The 13,278-nt window shown below is 51.9% G+C and carries 15 protein-coding genes; 13 read left to right on the top strand and 2 right to left on the bottom strand.

Annotation, left to right across the window (positions count from 1 at the left end):
- Nucleotides 1–8 precede the first annotated feature (8 nt).
- Nucleotides 9–1,913 carry an ABC transporter ATP-binding protein gene (locus HV107_RS07930; protein ID WP_182062774.1) on the bottom strand — a complete coding sequence of 635 codons (1,905 nt, stop codon included), beginning with the start codon at nt 1,911–1,913 and terminating at the stop codon, nt 9–11.
- Between the two features lie 132 nt (nt 1,914–2,045).
- On the opposite strand from HV107_RS07930, the gene kefG reads away from it, so the two are divergent.
- From kefG to slyD, 4 genes are all read left to right on the top strand, one after another.
- On the top strand, nt 2,046–2,597 hold the full coding sequence (gene kefG / locus HV107_RS07925) for a glutathione-regulated potassium-efflux system ancillary protein KefG (RefSeq protein WP_182062773.1): 552 nt from the start codon (nt 2,046–2,048) through the stop codon (nt 2,595–2,597).
- Entirely contained in the window at nt 2,597–4,402 is a 1,806-nt protein-coding gene (gene kefB, locus HV107_RS07920; RefSeq protein ID WP_182062772.1) for a glutathione-regulated potassium-efflux system protein KefB, read from the top strand. Before kefG ends, kefB begins: the two co-directional genes overlap by 1 nt.
- A 12-nt stretch (nt 4,403–4,414) precedes the next feature.
- Nucleotides 4,415–4,615, top strand: a complete 201-nt coding sequence (locus HV107_RS07915) for a YheV family putative zinc ribbon protein (RefSeq protein WP_010436300.1) — start codon at nt 4,415–4,417, stop codon at nt 4,613–4,615.
- Between the two features lie 94 nt (nt 4,616–4,709).
- Nucleotides 4,710–5,312 carry a peptidylprolyl isomerase gene (slyD, locus tag HV107_RS07910; protein WP_182062771.1) on the top strand — a complete coding sequence of 201 codons (603 nt, stop codon included), beginning with the start codon at nt 4,710–4,712 and terminating at the stop codon, nt 5,310–5,312.
- Nucleotides 5,313–5,364: 52 nt separating this feature from the next.
- Here slyD and HV107_RS07905 read toward each other — a convergent pair whose 3' ends face one another.
- Nucleotides 5,365–5,583 (bottom strand): protein SlyX, encoded by a 219-nt coding sequence (locus tag HV107_RS07905; protein ID WP_014072067.1) that lies wholly within the window; start codon nt 5,581–5,583, stop codon nt 5,365–5,367.
- A 238-nt stretch (nt 5,584–5,821) separates the two neighbouring features.
- On the opposite strand from HV107_RS07905, the gene fkpA reads away from it, so the two are divergent.
- The 9 genes from fkpA (at nt 5,822) to tuf (ending at nt 13,102) form a co-directional block, all read left to right on the top strand.
- Nucleotides 5,822–6,643 carry an FKBP-type peptidyl-prolyl cis-trans isomerase gene (gene fkpA / locus HV107_RS07900; protein ID WP_166718357.1) on the top strand — a complete coding sequence of 274 codons (822 nt, stop codon included), beginning with the start codon at nt 5,822–5,824 and terminating at the stop codon, nt 6,641–6,643.
- Nucleotides 6,644–6,809: 166 nt separating this feature from the next.
- On the top strand, nt 6,810–7,532 hold the full coding sequence (locus HV107_RS07895; RefSeq protein WP_182062770.1) for a transcriptional regulator: 723 nt from the start codon (nt 6,810–6,812) through the stop codon (nt 7,530–7,532).
- Entirely contained in the window at nt 7,532–7,918 is a 387-nt protein-coding gene (gene tusD, locus HV107_RS07890) for a sulfurtransferase complex subunit TusD (RefSeq protein ID WP_182062769.1), read from the top strand. The genes HV107_RS07895 and tusD overlap by 1 nt, the downstream gene beginning before the upstream one ends.
- Nucleotides 7,918–8,277 carry a sulfurtransferase complex subunit TusC gene (gene tusC / locus HV107_RS07885; protein ID WP_182062768.1) on the top strand — a complete coding sequence of 120 codons (360 nt, stop codon included), beginning with the start codon at nt 7,918–7,920 and terminating at the stop codon, nt 8,275–8,277. The genes tusD and tusC overlap by 1 nt, the downstream gene beginning before the upstream one ends.
- Nucleotides 8,278–8,284: 7 nt before the next feature.
- Nucleotides 8,285–8,572: a sulfurtransferase complex subunit TusB gene (tusB, locus tag HV107_RS07880; protein WP_182062767.1), complete on the top strand. Its 288-nt coding sequence runs from the start codon at nt 8,285–8,287 to the stop codon at nt 8,570–8,572.
- A 124-nt stretch (nt 8,573–8,696) separates the two neighbouring features.
- Nucleotides 8,697–9,071 (top strand): 30S ribosomal protein S12, encoded by a 375-nt coding sequence (gene rpsL / locus HV107_RS07875; protein WP_000246815.1) that lies wholly within the window; start codon nt 8,697–8,699, stop codon nt 9,069–9,071.
- A 96-nt stretch (nt 9,072–9,167) separates the two neighbouring features.
- Entirely contained in the window at nt 9,168–9,638 is a 471-nt protein-coding gene (rpsG, locus tag HV107_RS07870; protein ID WP_004106370.1) for a 30S ribosomal protein S7, read from the top strand.
- A 95-nt stretch (nt 9,639–9,733) separates the two neighbouring features.
- Nucleotides 9,734–11,848: an elongation factor G gene (gene fusA, locus HV107_RS07865; RefSeq protein ID WP_182062766.1), complete on the top strand. Its 2,115-nt coding sequence runs from the start codon at nt 9,734–9,736 to the stop codon at nt 11,846–11,848.
- 69 nt (nt 11,849–11,917) lie between these two features.
- Nucleotides 11,918–13,102 (top strand): elongation factor Tu, encoded by a 1,185-nt coding sequence (gene tuf / locus HV107_RS07860; RefSeq protein ID WP_182062765.1) that lies wholly within the window; start codon nt 11,918–11,920, stop codon nt 13,100–13,102.
- Nucleotides 13,103–13,278 lie beyond the last annotated feature (176 nt).

Raw genomic sequence — 13,278 nt, 5'->3', positions numbered from 1 at the left:
CCTGACGGTTAGTCAGCCTGTAGCATCGCTTCCAGCTGCTCTTGCGCGTCCAGCCACGCCATTTCACACTCTTCGAGGCTGGATTTGGTTTTGGCCTGGGTTTGCAGACAGTCGGTCAGCTCGGCTTTGCGGCTCTGATCGTACAGCCCGCTGTCGCCCAGCTTCTCTTCAACGGTGGCAAGCGTGGCGTTGAGTTTCTCCATCTCTTTTTCCAGACGGGTGATCTCTTTACGCAGTGGCTGCGTCTGGGTGCGTAACTCTGCTTCGCGGCGCTTCTGATCTTTACGTGCCTGGGCGCTGTTGGCATTGTCTTTCGCCGCTTCGTCCGGCTGGTTCTCTTGCTTTTGTACGTCTGTCAGCCACTGCTGGTAGTCTTCCAGGTCGCCGTCGAAGGGCTCGACTTTACCGTCGTGGACCAGATAAAGATCGTCGGTAGTCGAACGGATCAGGTGGCGATCGTGCGAGACCACAACCAGCGCGCCTTCGAACTCAATCAGCGCTTCGGTCAGCGCCTGACGCATGTCGAGATCCAGGTGGTTTGTCGGTTCATCGAGCAGCAGCAGATTAGGGCGCTGCCAGACGATTAACGCCAGCACCAGACGGGCTTTCTCACCGCCGGAGAAGCGTTCGGTATTTTCCGTCACCTTATCGCCCTGGAAGCCAAAGCCGCCGAGATAGTCGCGCAGCTTCTGTTCCATTTCCTGCGGCGCCAGACGTGCCAGGTGCTGAATCGGCGACTCATCGGCGCGTAAAAATTCCAGCTGATGCTGCGCGAAGTAGCCAAGCTTGATGCCTTTAGCCAGACCGATATCACCGCTTACCGGGTTCAGTTCACCCGCCAGCAGCTTAATCAGGGTCGATTTACCCGCACCGTTACGCCCTAACAGGCCGATACGTGAACCTGGCACCAGGTTGAGTTTGATGGAATCCAGAATAATGCGCTCACCGTAGCCCGCGCTGACTTTCTCCATTTTCAGCAACGGATTCGGCAGGCTTTCGGGTTCGCGGAAGCTAAAGTGGAACGGGTTATCCACATGCGCCGGAGCAATCATCTCCATGCGTTCCAGCATTTTGATGCGGCTCTGCGCCTGCTTGGCCTTAGAGGCTTTGGCTTTGAAACGATCAACGAAACTTTGCAGATGCGCGACACGCTGTTGTTGGCTTTCGTACATCGACTGCTGCTGCGCAAGACGCGTCGCACGCTGGCGTTCGAAAGAGCTGTAGTTGCCGGTGTATTCGAACATGGTTTGCTGTTCAATATGAATGATTTTATCCACCACTGGATCGAGGAAGTCGCGGTCGTGGGAAATCAGAATCAGCGTACCCTGATAGCTTTTCAGCCATTTTTCTAGCCAGATAACCGCATCAAGATCGAGGTGGTTGGTCGGTTCATCGAGTAACAACAGGTCAGAGCGGCAGATCAGCGCCTGCGCCAGGTTAAGACGCATACGCCAGCCACCGGAGAAGTCGCTCACCGGGCGTTCGAGCTGTTCGTTACTAAAGCCCAGCCCGTGCAGCAGGCTGGAGGCGCGGGAGCGAATCGTCCAGGCGTCGATGGCGTCCAGCTTGCCGTGAACGGTAGCAATGGCGTGACCGTCGTTGCGTTCGTTGGCGGCGTTTAGCTCTGCTTCCAGCTTGCGGTATTCACGATCGCCGTCAATGACATAGTCGAGTGCGGGTTCGCTCAGCGCGGGGGTTTCCTGATTTACCCACGCAAGCTGCCAGTTACCCGGGAAGGTAAAGTTGCCGCCATCGGCGCTTATCTCGTTTTTCAGCAGCGCCAGCAGGGTGGATTTGCCACAGCCGTTTTTGCCGACCAGACCGACTTTTTGACCTGGATTGATGGTGGCCGTTGCGTTGTCCAGCAGGACACGCACGCCGCGACGAATTTGTAACGAGGAGAAAACAATCATAGAAGCGCCGTATGTTCCGACTATGTTAATTTGTCATTATGATAATGTAAGGTGTGGGCCATATTCCCCACCGGGCCGCCATGGTAGCCCAAAACGACAACAATACACAAAAACAGAACCGGGAGGGGAGTGATGTTTCAGACAGCAAAAGTGCTGCTGCTGTATGCCCATCCGGAATCTCAGGACTCGGTGGCGAACCGGGTTCTGCTTAAGCCGGCTTCACTGCTCAGTAACGTGACGGTGCACGATCTCTACGCGCACTACCCTGATTTCTTTATCGATATTCCATACGAGCAGGAACTCCTGCGTCAGCATGACGTGATTGTGTTCCAGCATCCGCTTTATACCTACAGCTGTCCGGCGCTGCTAAAAGAGTGGCTGGATCGCGTTCTGAGCCGGGGTTTCTCCAGCGGGGTAGGGGGCAACCAACTGGCGGGAAAGTACTGGCGTAGCGTCATCACCACGGGCGAGCCAGAGAGCGCATACCGCTACGATGGTCTGAATCGTTATCCCATGAGCGATATTTTGCGACCGTTTGAACTCACGGCTGCCATGTGCCGTATGCACTGGATGAGCCCGATAATTGTTTACTGGGCGCGCCGTCAGGAGCCGCAGGAGCTGGCGAATCATGCCAAAGCCTATGGTGAATGGCTGGCCTCGCCGATCCCGGCAGGAGGTCGCTGATGGAAGGATCGAATTTACTGCTGGCTGGCGTTCTCTTCTTATTTGCCGCCGTGGTTGCTGTGCCGCTGGCATCGCGGATTGGTATTGGCGCGGTGCTGGGGTATCTGCTGGCGGGAATTGCCATCGGCCCGTGGGGACTTGGTTTTATCAGCGATGTTGATGAAATCCTGCATTTCTCTGAGCTGGGCGTGGTGTTCCTGATGTTCATCATCGGCCTTGAGCTGAACCCGTCTAAGCTGTGGCAGTTACGCCGCTCTATTTTTGGTGTCGGAACGGCCCAGGTAGTGTTCAGTGCTGCCATTCTGGGCGGGCTATTAATGCTCACTCATTTTTCCTGGCAGGCGGCGGTGATTGGCGGTATTGGTCTGGCCATGTCTTCCACGGCAATGGCGTTACAGCTGATGCGCGACAAGGGCATGAACCGCAGCGAAGCGGGTCAACTGGGTTTTTCGGTGCTGCTGTTTCAGGATTTGGCGGTGATCCCGGCCCTTGCGCTGGTGCCGCTGCTGGCAGGCTCTGGCGACGATCACTTTGACTGGGCAAAAGTCTCGATGAAGGTGCTGGCCTTCGCGGGGATGCTGATTGGCGGGCGCTTCTTACTGCGCCCGGTGTTCCGCTTTATTGCCGCATCCGGCGTACGCGAAGTGTTTACGGCGGCAACGCTGCTGCTGGTTCTTGGGTCGGCGTTGTTTATGGATGCGCTGGGGCTTTCTATGGCGCTCGGGACGTTTATCGCCGGAGTGCTGCTTGCCGAGAGCGAGTATCGTCACGAGCTGGAAATTGCCATCGATCCCTTTAAAGGGCTGCTTTTAGGGCTGTTCTTTATTTCGGTGGGTATGGCACTCAATCTGGGCGTGCTTTATACCCATTTTCTGTGGGTAATGCTCTGTGTTGCCGTGCTGGTGGTGGTCAAAACGCTGGTGCTGTACGCGCTGGCGCGGATTTACGGGCTGCGCAGCGCTGAGCGAATGCAGTTTGCCAGCGTATTAAGCCAGGGGGGAGAGTTCGCATTTGTGCTCTTCTCCATGGCATCGTCGCAGAAATTGTTCAAAGATGACCAGATGGCGTTGCTGCTGGTGACGGTGACGTTGTCGATGATGACCACGCCGCTGCTGATGAAGCTGGTGGATAAGTTTCTGTCTCGCCGCTTTAACCTGACAGAAGATGAAGACGAAACCCCGTGGGTGGAAGATGATAAGCCGCAGGTGATCGTCGTGGGATTTGGCCGTTTTGGTCAGGTTATCGGGCGTTTGCTCATGGCGAACAAAATGCGTATTACGGTGCTGGAGCGTGATATTAGCGCGGTGAACCTGATGCGAAAATATGGCTATAAGGTTTACTACGGTGATGCCACTCAGCTTGAGCTTTTACGCTCTGCCGGGGCAGAAGCCGCTGAGTCCATCGTCATTACCTGTAACGAGCCGGAAGACACCATGAAGCTGGTGGAGTTGTGCCAGCAGCACTTCCCTCATTTACATATCCTGGCGCGCGCCCGTGGGCGTGTTGAGGCGCATGAACTGTTGCAGGCGGGGGTAAAACATTTCTCGCGTGAGACTTTCTCATCCGCGCTAGAGCTTGGGCGTAAAGCGCTTGTTTCACTGGGTATGCATCCTCATCAGGCCCAGCGCGCCCAGATGCATTTCCGCAGGCTGGATATGCGCATGTTGCGCGAGCTTATGCCTGTTCACACCGATACGGTGCAGATTTCCCGTGTACGGGAGGCGCGACGCGAGCTGGAAGAAATCTTCCAGAGAGAGATGCAGCAAGAACGACGCCAGCTGGATGGCTGGGATGAATTTGAATAAAAGGTAAATAACATGGCGGTACGTAAACGCTTTATTGCGGGTGCAAAGTGCCCGACCTGCCAGGCGCAAGATACGCTGGCAATGTGGCGCGAGAATAATATTGATGTTGTTGAGTGTGTTAAGTGCGGTCATCAGATGCGCGAGGCCGACAAAGAGGCGCGCGATCATGTTCGCAAAGAAGAGCAAGTGATCGGCATTTTTCATCCGGACTAGCGATATGCCCTGAGTTTTTTTAAGCTAAAGGGTACACGGGTGCAGATTTCGGCTACAATCTGCGCCAGCAATTTTCCCACGCTCAGGAGATATCATGAAAGTAGCAAAAGACCTGGTGGTCAGCCTGGCCTATCAGGTACGTACAGAAGACGGTGTGTTGGTTGATGAGTCTCCGGTGAGTGCGCCGCTGGACTACCTGCATGGTCACGGCTCCCTGATTTCCGGCCTGGAAACTGCGCTGGAAGGTCATGACGTTGGCGACAAATTTGACGTTGCTGTAGGTGCAAATGACGCTTACGGTCAGTACGACGACAACCTGGTTCAGCGCGTCCCTAAAGACGTGTTCATGGGCGTTGACGAACTTCAGGTTGGTATGCGTTTCCTGGCTGAAACCGACCAGGGCCCGGTTCCTGTAGAAATTACTGAAGTTGAAGACGACCACGTTGTCGTTGACGGCAACCACATGCTGGCTGGCCAGAACCTGAAATTCAACGTAGAAGTTGTTGCTATCCGTGAAGCGACCGAAGAAGAACTGGCTCACGGCCATGTTCACGGTGCGAATGGACACGACCATGACCACGATCACGGCCACGATGGTTGCTGCGGTGGTCACGGCCACGATCACGACCACGACCACGACCATGGTCATGACCACGGTAAAGGTGGTTGCGGTAACGGCGGTTGCGGTTGTCACTAATTCCGTTATGCGGAAAATAAAAAAAGCGGGATTATCCCGCTTTTTTTACGCCTCAATAATGAGGTGGTGGCGTCTCTTCAGATTGAGAGGCGATGTGCGATGACTGTGTGGCTTTCACTTTTTCAGTGAGCAGACGCAGCAGATCCCGCAGTTTTGCCATTTCTAGCTCGTGGGCGGTCACCGTTTGGTTGAGCTCTTCGATGGTGATGTCCTGAAAAGCCAGTCGGCTTTCAAGCTCGGCCAGTCTCTCTTCTATCATCGTGTCCTTCATGATTCACCTCGTCTGTTTCTGATTCGCCATAATGGGCCAGCGGCGGCGAAGTTTAACCGAGTTTATCCCTAAGTACAGTATTCATCCCTGTAGCAAGAAACTTATTTAAACAAAAATAGTCTGAAAAGTGGCGAGAATCGGGAGAGTCTGTCTGTAGATTTCTTCCGCAACGATTTATAGTACGTAACTCATTTACGTTTAATGCTGGGGTGAAAGTCCCCAGGCCCTGGAGATATGGATGAAATCACTGTTTAAAGTAACGCTGCTGGCAACCACGATGGCGGTTGCACTGAATGCGCCGCTGTCTTTCGCTGCTGATACTGCTGCGAAACCTGCTGCGACGACAGACAGCAAAGCAGCGTTCAAAAATGACGACCAGAAATCCGCCTACGCACTCGGCGCATCTCTGGGTCGTTACATGGAAAACTCTCTGAAAGAGCAAGAGAAACTGGGCATCAAACTGGATAAAGCCCAGCTGATCGCCGGTGTTCAGGATGCTTTCGCAGACAAGAGCAAATTGTCTGACCAGGAAATCGAACAGACTCTTCAGGCGTTTGAAGCTCGCGTGAAAGGCGCAGCTCAGACCAAGATGGATGCTGATGCAAAAGACAACGAAGCGAAAGGCAAAGCCTACCGCGATACTTTTGCTAAAGAGAAAGGCGCCAAAACCTCTTCTACTGGCCTGGTCTATAAAGTAGAGAAAGAAGGTACTGGCGATGCGCCAAAAGACAGCGACACTGTAGTGGTTAACTACAAAGGTACGCTGATCGACGGTAAAGAGTTCGATAACTCATACACCCGTGGTGAGCCTCTTTCCTTCCGTCTGGATGGTGTGATCCCTGGCTGGACTGAAGGCCTGAAAAACATCAAGAAAGGCGGTAAAATCCAGCTGGTTATCCCACCAGATCTGGCTTACGGCAAAACTGGCGTTCCAGGAATCCCTGCGAACTCTACTCTGGTCTTTGAAGTAGAGCTGCTGGACATCAAACCAGCACCGAAAGCTGATGCGAAAACTGACGCGCCGGCAGACGAGAAAGCAGCGGCAGACGCCAAGAAGTAATGTTATGAAAACCGCCGCCTTTAAGGCGGCGGTTTTTTTTATTGTGGGGCAGATATAATTAACACTGGAAAGCGTTATACACGCTGTATTAATTTAGTTGTCCGTGTAGATAATGAGCCTGCCCTGAAAACATAACGACAGGCTCCTGAAAAGGAGTGTTTTTTTCATGTCCAGGTCGCTTTTAACCAACGAAACCAGTGAACTCGATTTGCTGGATCAACGTCCTTTCGATCAGACCGATTTCGATATTCTGAAATCCTACGAAGCGGTGGTGGACGGGTTAGCGATGCTCATTGGGTCCCACTGCGAAATCGTATTGCACTCCCTGCAAGATCTGAAGTGTTCCGCCATCCGCATTGCTAATGGCGAACATACTGGCCGTAAAATTGGCTCACCTATCACCGACCTTGCATTGCGTATGTTGCACGACATGACCGGTGCGGACAGCAGCGTCTCCAAATGTTATTTCACCCGCGCCAAAAGTGGTGTGCTGATGAAATCAGAAACGATTGCGATCCGAAATCGCGAGCATCGTGTGATTGGACTGCTGTGCATCAACATGAACCTTGATGTGCCATTCTCGCAAATCATGAGCACCTTTATTCCGCCAGAAACCCCGGACGTAGGCTCATCCGTTAACTTTGCTTCTTCCGTTGAAGACCTCGTCACGCAAACGCTCGAGTTCACCATCGAAGAGGTTAATGCCGATCGCAACGTATCTAACAACGCCAAGAATCGTCAGATCGTGCTGAACCTTTACGAGAAAGGGATTTTTGATATTAAAGATGCCATTAACCAGGTGGCCGACCGTCTGAACATCTCCAAACACACGGTTTATCTCTATATTCGTCAGTTCAAAAGCGGCGATTTCCTGGGGCAAGAAAAGTAATGCGCTTTGCCCTGATGGTGACTGGCCCGGCTTATGGCACACAGCAAGCCAGCAGCGCGCTGCAATTTGCACATGCGCTACTGGAAACCGGGCATGAACTGGTGAGTGTTTTCTTCTATCGCGAAGGCGTCTATAACGCCAATCAGTTTACTTCACCGGCCTCTGATGAATTTGACCTGGTGCGGGCATGGCAAGCGCTAAACGAAAAGCAGGGTGTTGAATTGCATATCTGCGTGGCTGCTGCGCTGCGCCGTGGTATCACCGATACAACGGAAGCCGCGCGGCTGGGATTTCCTGCGGCAAATCTTCAGGCCGGTTTTTCTTTGAGTGGTTTAGGTGCCCTGGCTCAGGCCGCACTGACCTGTGATCGTATGGTGCAGTTCTGATGAATCGTGTGGCTTTCGTATTTTCCTCTGCTCCGCATGGTAGCGCATCGGGCCGGGAAGGGCTTGATGCACTGCTGGCGACATCGGCGTTAACCGAAGACATTGGTGTTTTCTTTTTGGGTGATGGCGTGTTCCAGCTTCTTGCCGGACAACAACCCCAGGCGGTGCTCGCCCGTGATTACATCGCGACGTTCAAAGTTCTGCCGCTTTACGATATTGAAACGTTCTATGTTTGCGCCGATTCTCTGGTAGCGCGCGGGTTAAATGAAAAGAACGCGTTTGTCCTCGATGTAACGGTTCTTGCGGCTGACGCGCTGCGCGAACAACTCTCTCACTACGATACCGTTCTGACTTTCTGAGGCTGTCATGCTCCATACCCTGAGCCATTCACCGTGGCAGTGCGACATTGAAGCATTAGTAAGAATGCTGCGTGAAGGCGATGATCTGCTACTTATTCAGGATGGCGTGCTTGCGGCAATTGAAGGCAACCGCTTCGTTGAAATTCTTACCAATGCCCCCATCTCTGTATCTGCGCTGAAAGAAGACATTGACGCGCGGGGTCTTGCTGGTCAAATTTCAGCCAAAATTGACGTCGTTGGCTATACTGATTTCGTCAATCTTGCTGTGACGCACCCCAGTCAAATGAACTGGTGATTTGAGATCGCTGTATATTTCTTGACACCTTTTCGACGTAGCCCTAAAATTTCGCGTCCTCATATTGTATGAGGTCGTTTTATTACGTGTTTACGAAGCAAAAGCTAAAACCAGGAGCTATTTAATGGCAACAGTTAACCAGCTGGTACGCAAACCACGTGCACGCAAAGTTGCAAAAAGCAACGTGCCTGCACTGGAAGCCTGCCCGCAGAAACGTGGCGTATGTACTCGTGTATATACCACCACTCCTAAAAAACCAAACTCCGCACTGCGTAAAGTATGCCGTGTGCGTTTGACTAACGGTTTCGAAGTGACTTCCTACATCGGTGGTGAAGGTCACAACCTGCAGGAGCACTCCGTGATCCTGATCCGTGGCGGTCGTGTTAAAGACCTTCCGGGTGTTCGTTACCACACCGTTCGTGGTGCGCTCGACTGCTCAGGTGTTAAAGACCGTAAGCAGGCTCGCTCCAAGTACGGCGTGAAGCGTCCTAAGGCTTAATGGTTCTCCGTTAAGTAAGGCCAAACTGATTTATCTTAATGTCACACTAAACTCTTTGAGTTTTGGACAATCCTGAATTAACAACGGAGTATTCCCATGCCACGTCGTCGCGTCATTGGTCAGCGTAAAATCCTTCCAGATCCGAAATTCGGATCAGAACTGCTGGCAAAATTTGTAAATATCCTGATGGTAGATGGTAAAAAATCTACTGCAGAAGCAATCGTATACAGCGCGCTTGAGACCCTGGCTCAGCGTTCTGGTAAAAATGAACTGGAAGCTTTCGAAGTCGCTCTCGACAACGTTCGCCCAACTGTAGAAGTTAAGTCCCGCCGTGTTGGTGGTTCTACTTATCAGGTTCCAGTTGAAGTTCGTCCGGTTCGTCGTAATGCCCTGGCAATGCGTTGGATCGTTGAAGCTGCTCGTAAACGCGGTGATAAATCCATGGCTCTGCGTCTGGCGAACGAACTTTCTGACGCTGCGGACAACAAAGGTACCGCGGTTAAGAAACGTGAAGATGTTCACCGTATGGCAGAAGCCAACAAGGCGTTCGCACACTACCGTTGGTAATCCCTTCGGAGTCATAGTCACCAGACGGGCGCTTCAGAGAAGCTGCCCGCTCTGGGTTACTTAACTGAACGCCAAAGAAACAAACGAGGAATCAAATGGCTCGTACAACACCCATCGCACGCTATCGTAACATCGGTATCAGTGCGCACATCGACGCCGGTAAAACCACTACTACCGAACGTATTCTGTTCTACACCGGTGTAAACCATAAAATCGGTGAAGTTCATGACGGCGCAGCCACCATGGACTGGATGGAACAGGAGCAGGAGCGTGGTATTACTATCACCTCCGCAGCGACTACTGCATTCTGGTCAGGTATGGCTAAGCAGTACGAACCGCATCGCGTAAACATCATCGACACCCCGGGCCACGTTGACTTCACCATCGAAGTAGAACGTTCCATGCGTGTTCTTGACGGCGCTGTAATGGTTTATTGCGCAGTTGGTGGTGTTCAGCCACAGTCTGAAACCGTATGGCGTCAGGCGAACAAATATAAAGTTCCACGCATCGCGTTCGTTAACAAAATGGACCGTATGGGTGCTAACTTCCTGAAAGTTGTTGGTCAGATCAAAACCCGTCTGGGCGCGAACCCTGTTCCGCTGCAGCTGGCAATTGGTGCTGAAGAAGGCTTCACCGGCGTTATCGACCTGGTGAAAATGAAAGCCATCAACTGGAACGATGCAGACCAGGGCGTTACCTTCGAATACGAAGATATCCCAGCTGAAATGCAGGACCTGGCTGACGAATGGCACCAGAACCTGATCGAATCCGCAGCTGAAGCTTCTGAAGAGCTGATGGAGAAATACCTGGGTGGTGAAGAACTGACTGAAGAAGAGATCAAAAAAGCTCTGCGTCAGCGCGTTCTGAACAACGAAATCATCCTGGTAACCTGTGGTTCTGCGTTCAAGAACAAAGGTGTTCAGGCGATGCTGGATGCGGTAGTTGACTACCTGCCATCCCCGGTTGACGTTCCTGCGATCAACGGTATCCTGGACGACGGTAAAGACACTCCGGCTGAACGTCACGCAAGTGATGAAGAGCCGTTTGCTGCACTGGCGTTCAAAATCGCTACTGACCCATTCGTGGGTAACCTGACCTTCTTCCGCGTGTACTCTGGTGTGGTTAACTCCGGTGACACCATCCTGAACTCCGTGAAAGCGGCACGTGAGCGTTTCGGTCGTATCGTACAGATGCACGCGAACAAACGTGAAGAGATCAAAGAAGTTCGTGCGGGCGACATCGCAGCAGCAATCGGTCTGAAAGACGTGACCACTGGTGACACTCTGTGTGACCAGGACCACCCGATCATTCTGGAACGTATGGAATTCCCTGAGCCGGTAATCTCCATCGCTGTTGAGCCAAAAACCAAAGCTGACCAGGAAAAAATGGGTCTGGCTCTGGGCCGTCTGGCTAAAGAAGATCCATCATTCCGCGTATGGACTGATGAAGAATCTAACCAGACCATCATCGCTGGTATGGGTGAACTTCACCTCGACATCATCGTTGACCGTATGAAGCGTGAATTCAACGTTGAAGCTAACGTTGGTAAACCTCAGGTTGCTTACCGTGAAGCGATTCGCGCGAAAGTTACTGATGTTGAAGGTAAACACGCTAAGCAGTCCGGTGGTCGTGGTCAATACGGTCACGTTGTGATCGACATGTACCCACTGGAGCCGGGCTCTAACCCTAAAGGTTACGAGTTCATCAACGACATCAAAGGTGGTGTAATTCCTGGCGAATACATCCCTGCCGTTGATAAAGGCATCCAGGAGCAGCTGAAGTCTGGTCCTCTGGCTGGCTACCCTGTTGTTGACATGGGTGTTCGTCTGCACTTCGGTTCTTACCATGACGTTGACTCCTCTGAGCTGGCGTTTAAACTGGCTGCTTCTATCGCCTTTAAAGAAGGCTTTAAGAAAGCTAAACCAGTTCTGCTTGAGCCAATCATGAAGGTTGAAGTAGAAACTCCTGAAGAGAACACCGGTGACGTTATCGGTGACTTGAGCCGTCGTCGCGGTATGCTGCGTGGTCAGGAATCTGAAGTAACTGGCGTTAAGATCCACGCTGAAGTTCCGCTGTCTGAAATGTTCGGATATGCAACTCAGCTGCGTTCTCTGACCAAAGGTCGTGCATCATACACCATGGAATTCCTGAAGTATGATGACGCTCCTAACAACGTTGCTCAGGCCGTTATTGAAGCCCGTGGTAAGTAATCCACAGGATTAAAACCTAAGTCCCGTGCTCTCTCCGAAGGGGAGAGCACTATAGTAAGGAATATAGCCGTGTCTAAAGAAAAATTTGAACGTACAAAACCGCACGTCAACGTTGGTACTATCGGCCACGTTGACCATGGTAAAACTACCCTGACCGCTGCAATCACTACCGTTCTGGCAAAAACCTACGGTGGTTCTGCTCGTGCATTCGACCAGATCGATAACGCACCAGAAGAAAAAGCTCGTGGTATCACCATCAACACTTCCCACGTTGAATACGACACCCCGACTCGCCACTATGCACACGTAGACTGCCCAGGCCACGCCGACTATGTTAAAAACATGATCACCGGTGCTGCGCAGATGGACGGCGCGATCCTGGTAGTTGCTGCGACTGACGGCCCAATGCCTCAGACTCGTGAGCACATCCTGCTGGGTCGTCAGGTAGGCGTTCCTTTCATCATTGTGTTCCTGAACAAATGCGACATGGTTGATGACGAAGAGCTGCTGGAACTGGTAGAAATGGAAGTTCGTGAACTTCTGTCTCAGTACGATTTCCCAGGCGACGATACCCCAATCGTTCGTGGTTCAGCTCTGAAAGCGCTGGAAGGCGAAGCAGAGTGGGAAGCAAAAATCATCGAACTGGCTGGCTTCCTGGATTCTTACATCCCAGAACCAGAGCGTGCGATTGATAAGCCATTCCTGCTGCCAATCGAAGACGTATTCTCCATCTCCGGTCGTGGTACCGTTGTTACCGGTCGTGTAGAGCGCGGTATCGTTAAAGTTGGTGAAGAAGTTGAAATCGTTGGTATCAAAGAGACTGCGAAGTCTACCTGTACTGGCGTTGAAATGTTCCGCAAACTGCTGGACGAAGGCCGTGCTGGTGAGAACGTAGGTGTTCTGCTGCGTGGTATCAAACGTGAAGAAATCGAACGTGGTCAGGTACTGGCGAAGCCAGGCTCAATCAAGCCACACACCAAGTTCGAATCTGAAGTGTACATTCTGTCCAAAGACGAAGGCGGCCGTCATACTCCGTTCTTCAAAGGCTACCGTCCACAGTTCTACTTCCGTACAACTGACGTGACCGGTACCATCGAACTGCCAGAAGGCGTTGAGATGGTAATGCCAGGCGACAACATCAAGATGGTTGTGACTCTGATCCACCCAATCGCGATGGACGACGGTCTGCGTTTCGCAATCCGTGAAGGCGGCCGTACCGTTGGCGCGGGCGTTGTTGCTAAAGTTCTGGGCTAATTATACGTTTTAATTAACGTTTTAGTCTTAAAAACCCCGAATTTATTCGGGGTTTTTTTTATTTTTACTTAATAATAAAATTAATATAAATAAAATAAGTCTGGCTTAATTTGATATTAAGTTGACTGATCGGATGAGCTTTCTTATTTCTTAAAACAATTCAGGGTCAATGTTAA

Origin of the sequence: Enterobacter sp. RHBSTW-00175 (assembly GCF_013927005.1) — a bacterium.
Lineage (GTDB): Bacteria > Pseudomonadota > Gammaproteobacteria > Enterobacterales > Enterobacteriaceae > Enterobacter.
The sequence above is the reverse complement of the archived record's forward strand: the minus strand, read 5'-3'. Positions and strand labels throughout refer to the sequence as shown.

Excerpts from the sequence above, each read along its gene's own strand:
- HV107_RS07930 (WP_182062774.1), bottom strand. The coding sequence starts at position 1,913 with ATGATTGTTTTCTCCTCGTTACAAATTCGTCGCGGCGTGCGTGTCCTG.
- kefG (WP_182062773.1), top strand. The coding sequence starts at position 2,046 with ATGTTTCAGACAGCAAAAGTGCTGCTGCTGTATGCCCATCCGGAATCT.
- kefB (WP_182062772.1), top strand. The coding sequence starts at position 2,597 with ATGGAAGGATCGAATTTACTGCTGGCTGGCGTTCTCTTCTTATTTGCC.
- HV107_RS07915 (WP_010436300.1), top strand. The coding sequence starts at position 4,415 with ATGGCGGTACGTAAACGCTTTATTGCGGGTGCAAAGTGCCCGACCTGC.
- slyD (WP_182062771.1), top strand. The coding sequence starts at position 4,710 with ATGAAAGTAGCAAAAGACCTGGTGGTCAGCCTGGCCTATCAGGTACGT.
- HV107_RS07905 (WP_014072067.1), bottom strand. The coding sequence starts at position 5,583 with ATGAAGGACACGATGATAGAAGAGAGACTGGCCGAGCTTGAAAGCCGA.
- fkpA (WP_166718357.1), top strand. The coding sequence starts at position 5,822 with ATGAAATCACTGTTTAAAGTAACGCTGCTGGCAACCACGATGGCGGTT.
- HV107_RS07895 (WP_182062770.1), top strand. The coding sequence starts at position 6,810 with ATGTCCAGGTCGCTTTTAACCAACGAAACCAGTGAACTCGATTTGCTG.
- tusD (WP_182062769.1), top strand. The coding sequence starts at position 7,532 with ATGCGCTTTGCCCTGATGGTGACTGGCCCGGCTTATGGCACACAGCAA.
- tusC (WP_182062768.1), top strand. The coding sequence starts at position 7,918 with ATGAATCGTGTGGCTTTCGTATTTTCCTCTGCTCCGCATGGTAGCGCA.
- tusB (WP_182062767.1), top strand. The coding sequence starts at position 8,285 with ATGCTCCATACCCTGAGCCATTCACCGTGGCAGTGCGACATTGAAGCA.
- rpsL (WP_000246815.1), top strand. The coding sequence starts at position 8,697 with ATGGCAACAGTTAACCAGCTGGTACGCAAACCACGTGCACGCAAAGTT.
- rpsG (WP_004106370.1), top strand. The coding sequence starts at position 9,168 with ATGCCACGTCGTCGCGTCATTGGTCAGCGTAAAATCCTTCCAGATCCG.
- fusA (WP_182062766.1), top strand. The coding sequence starts at position 9,734 with ATGGCTCGTACAACACCCATCGCACGCTATCGTAACATCGGTATCAGT.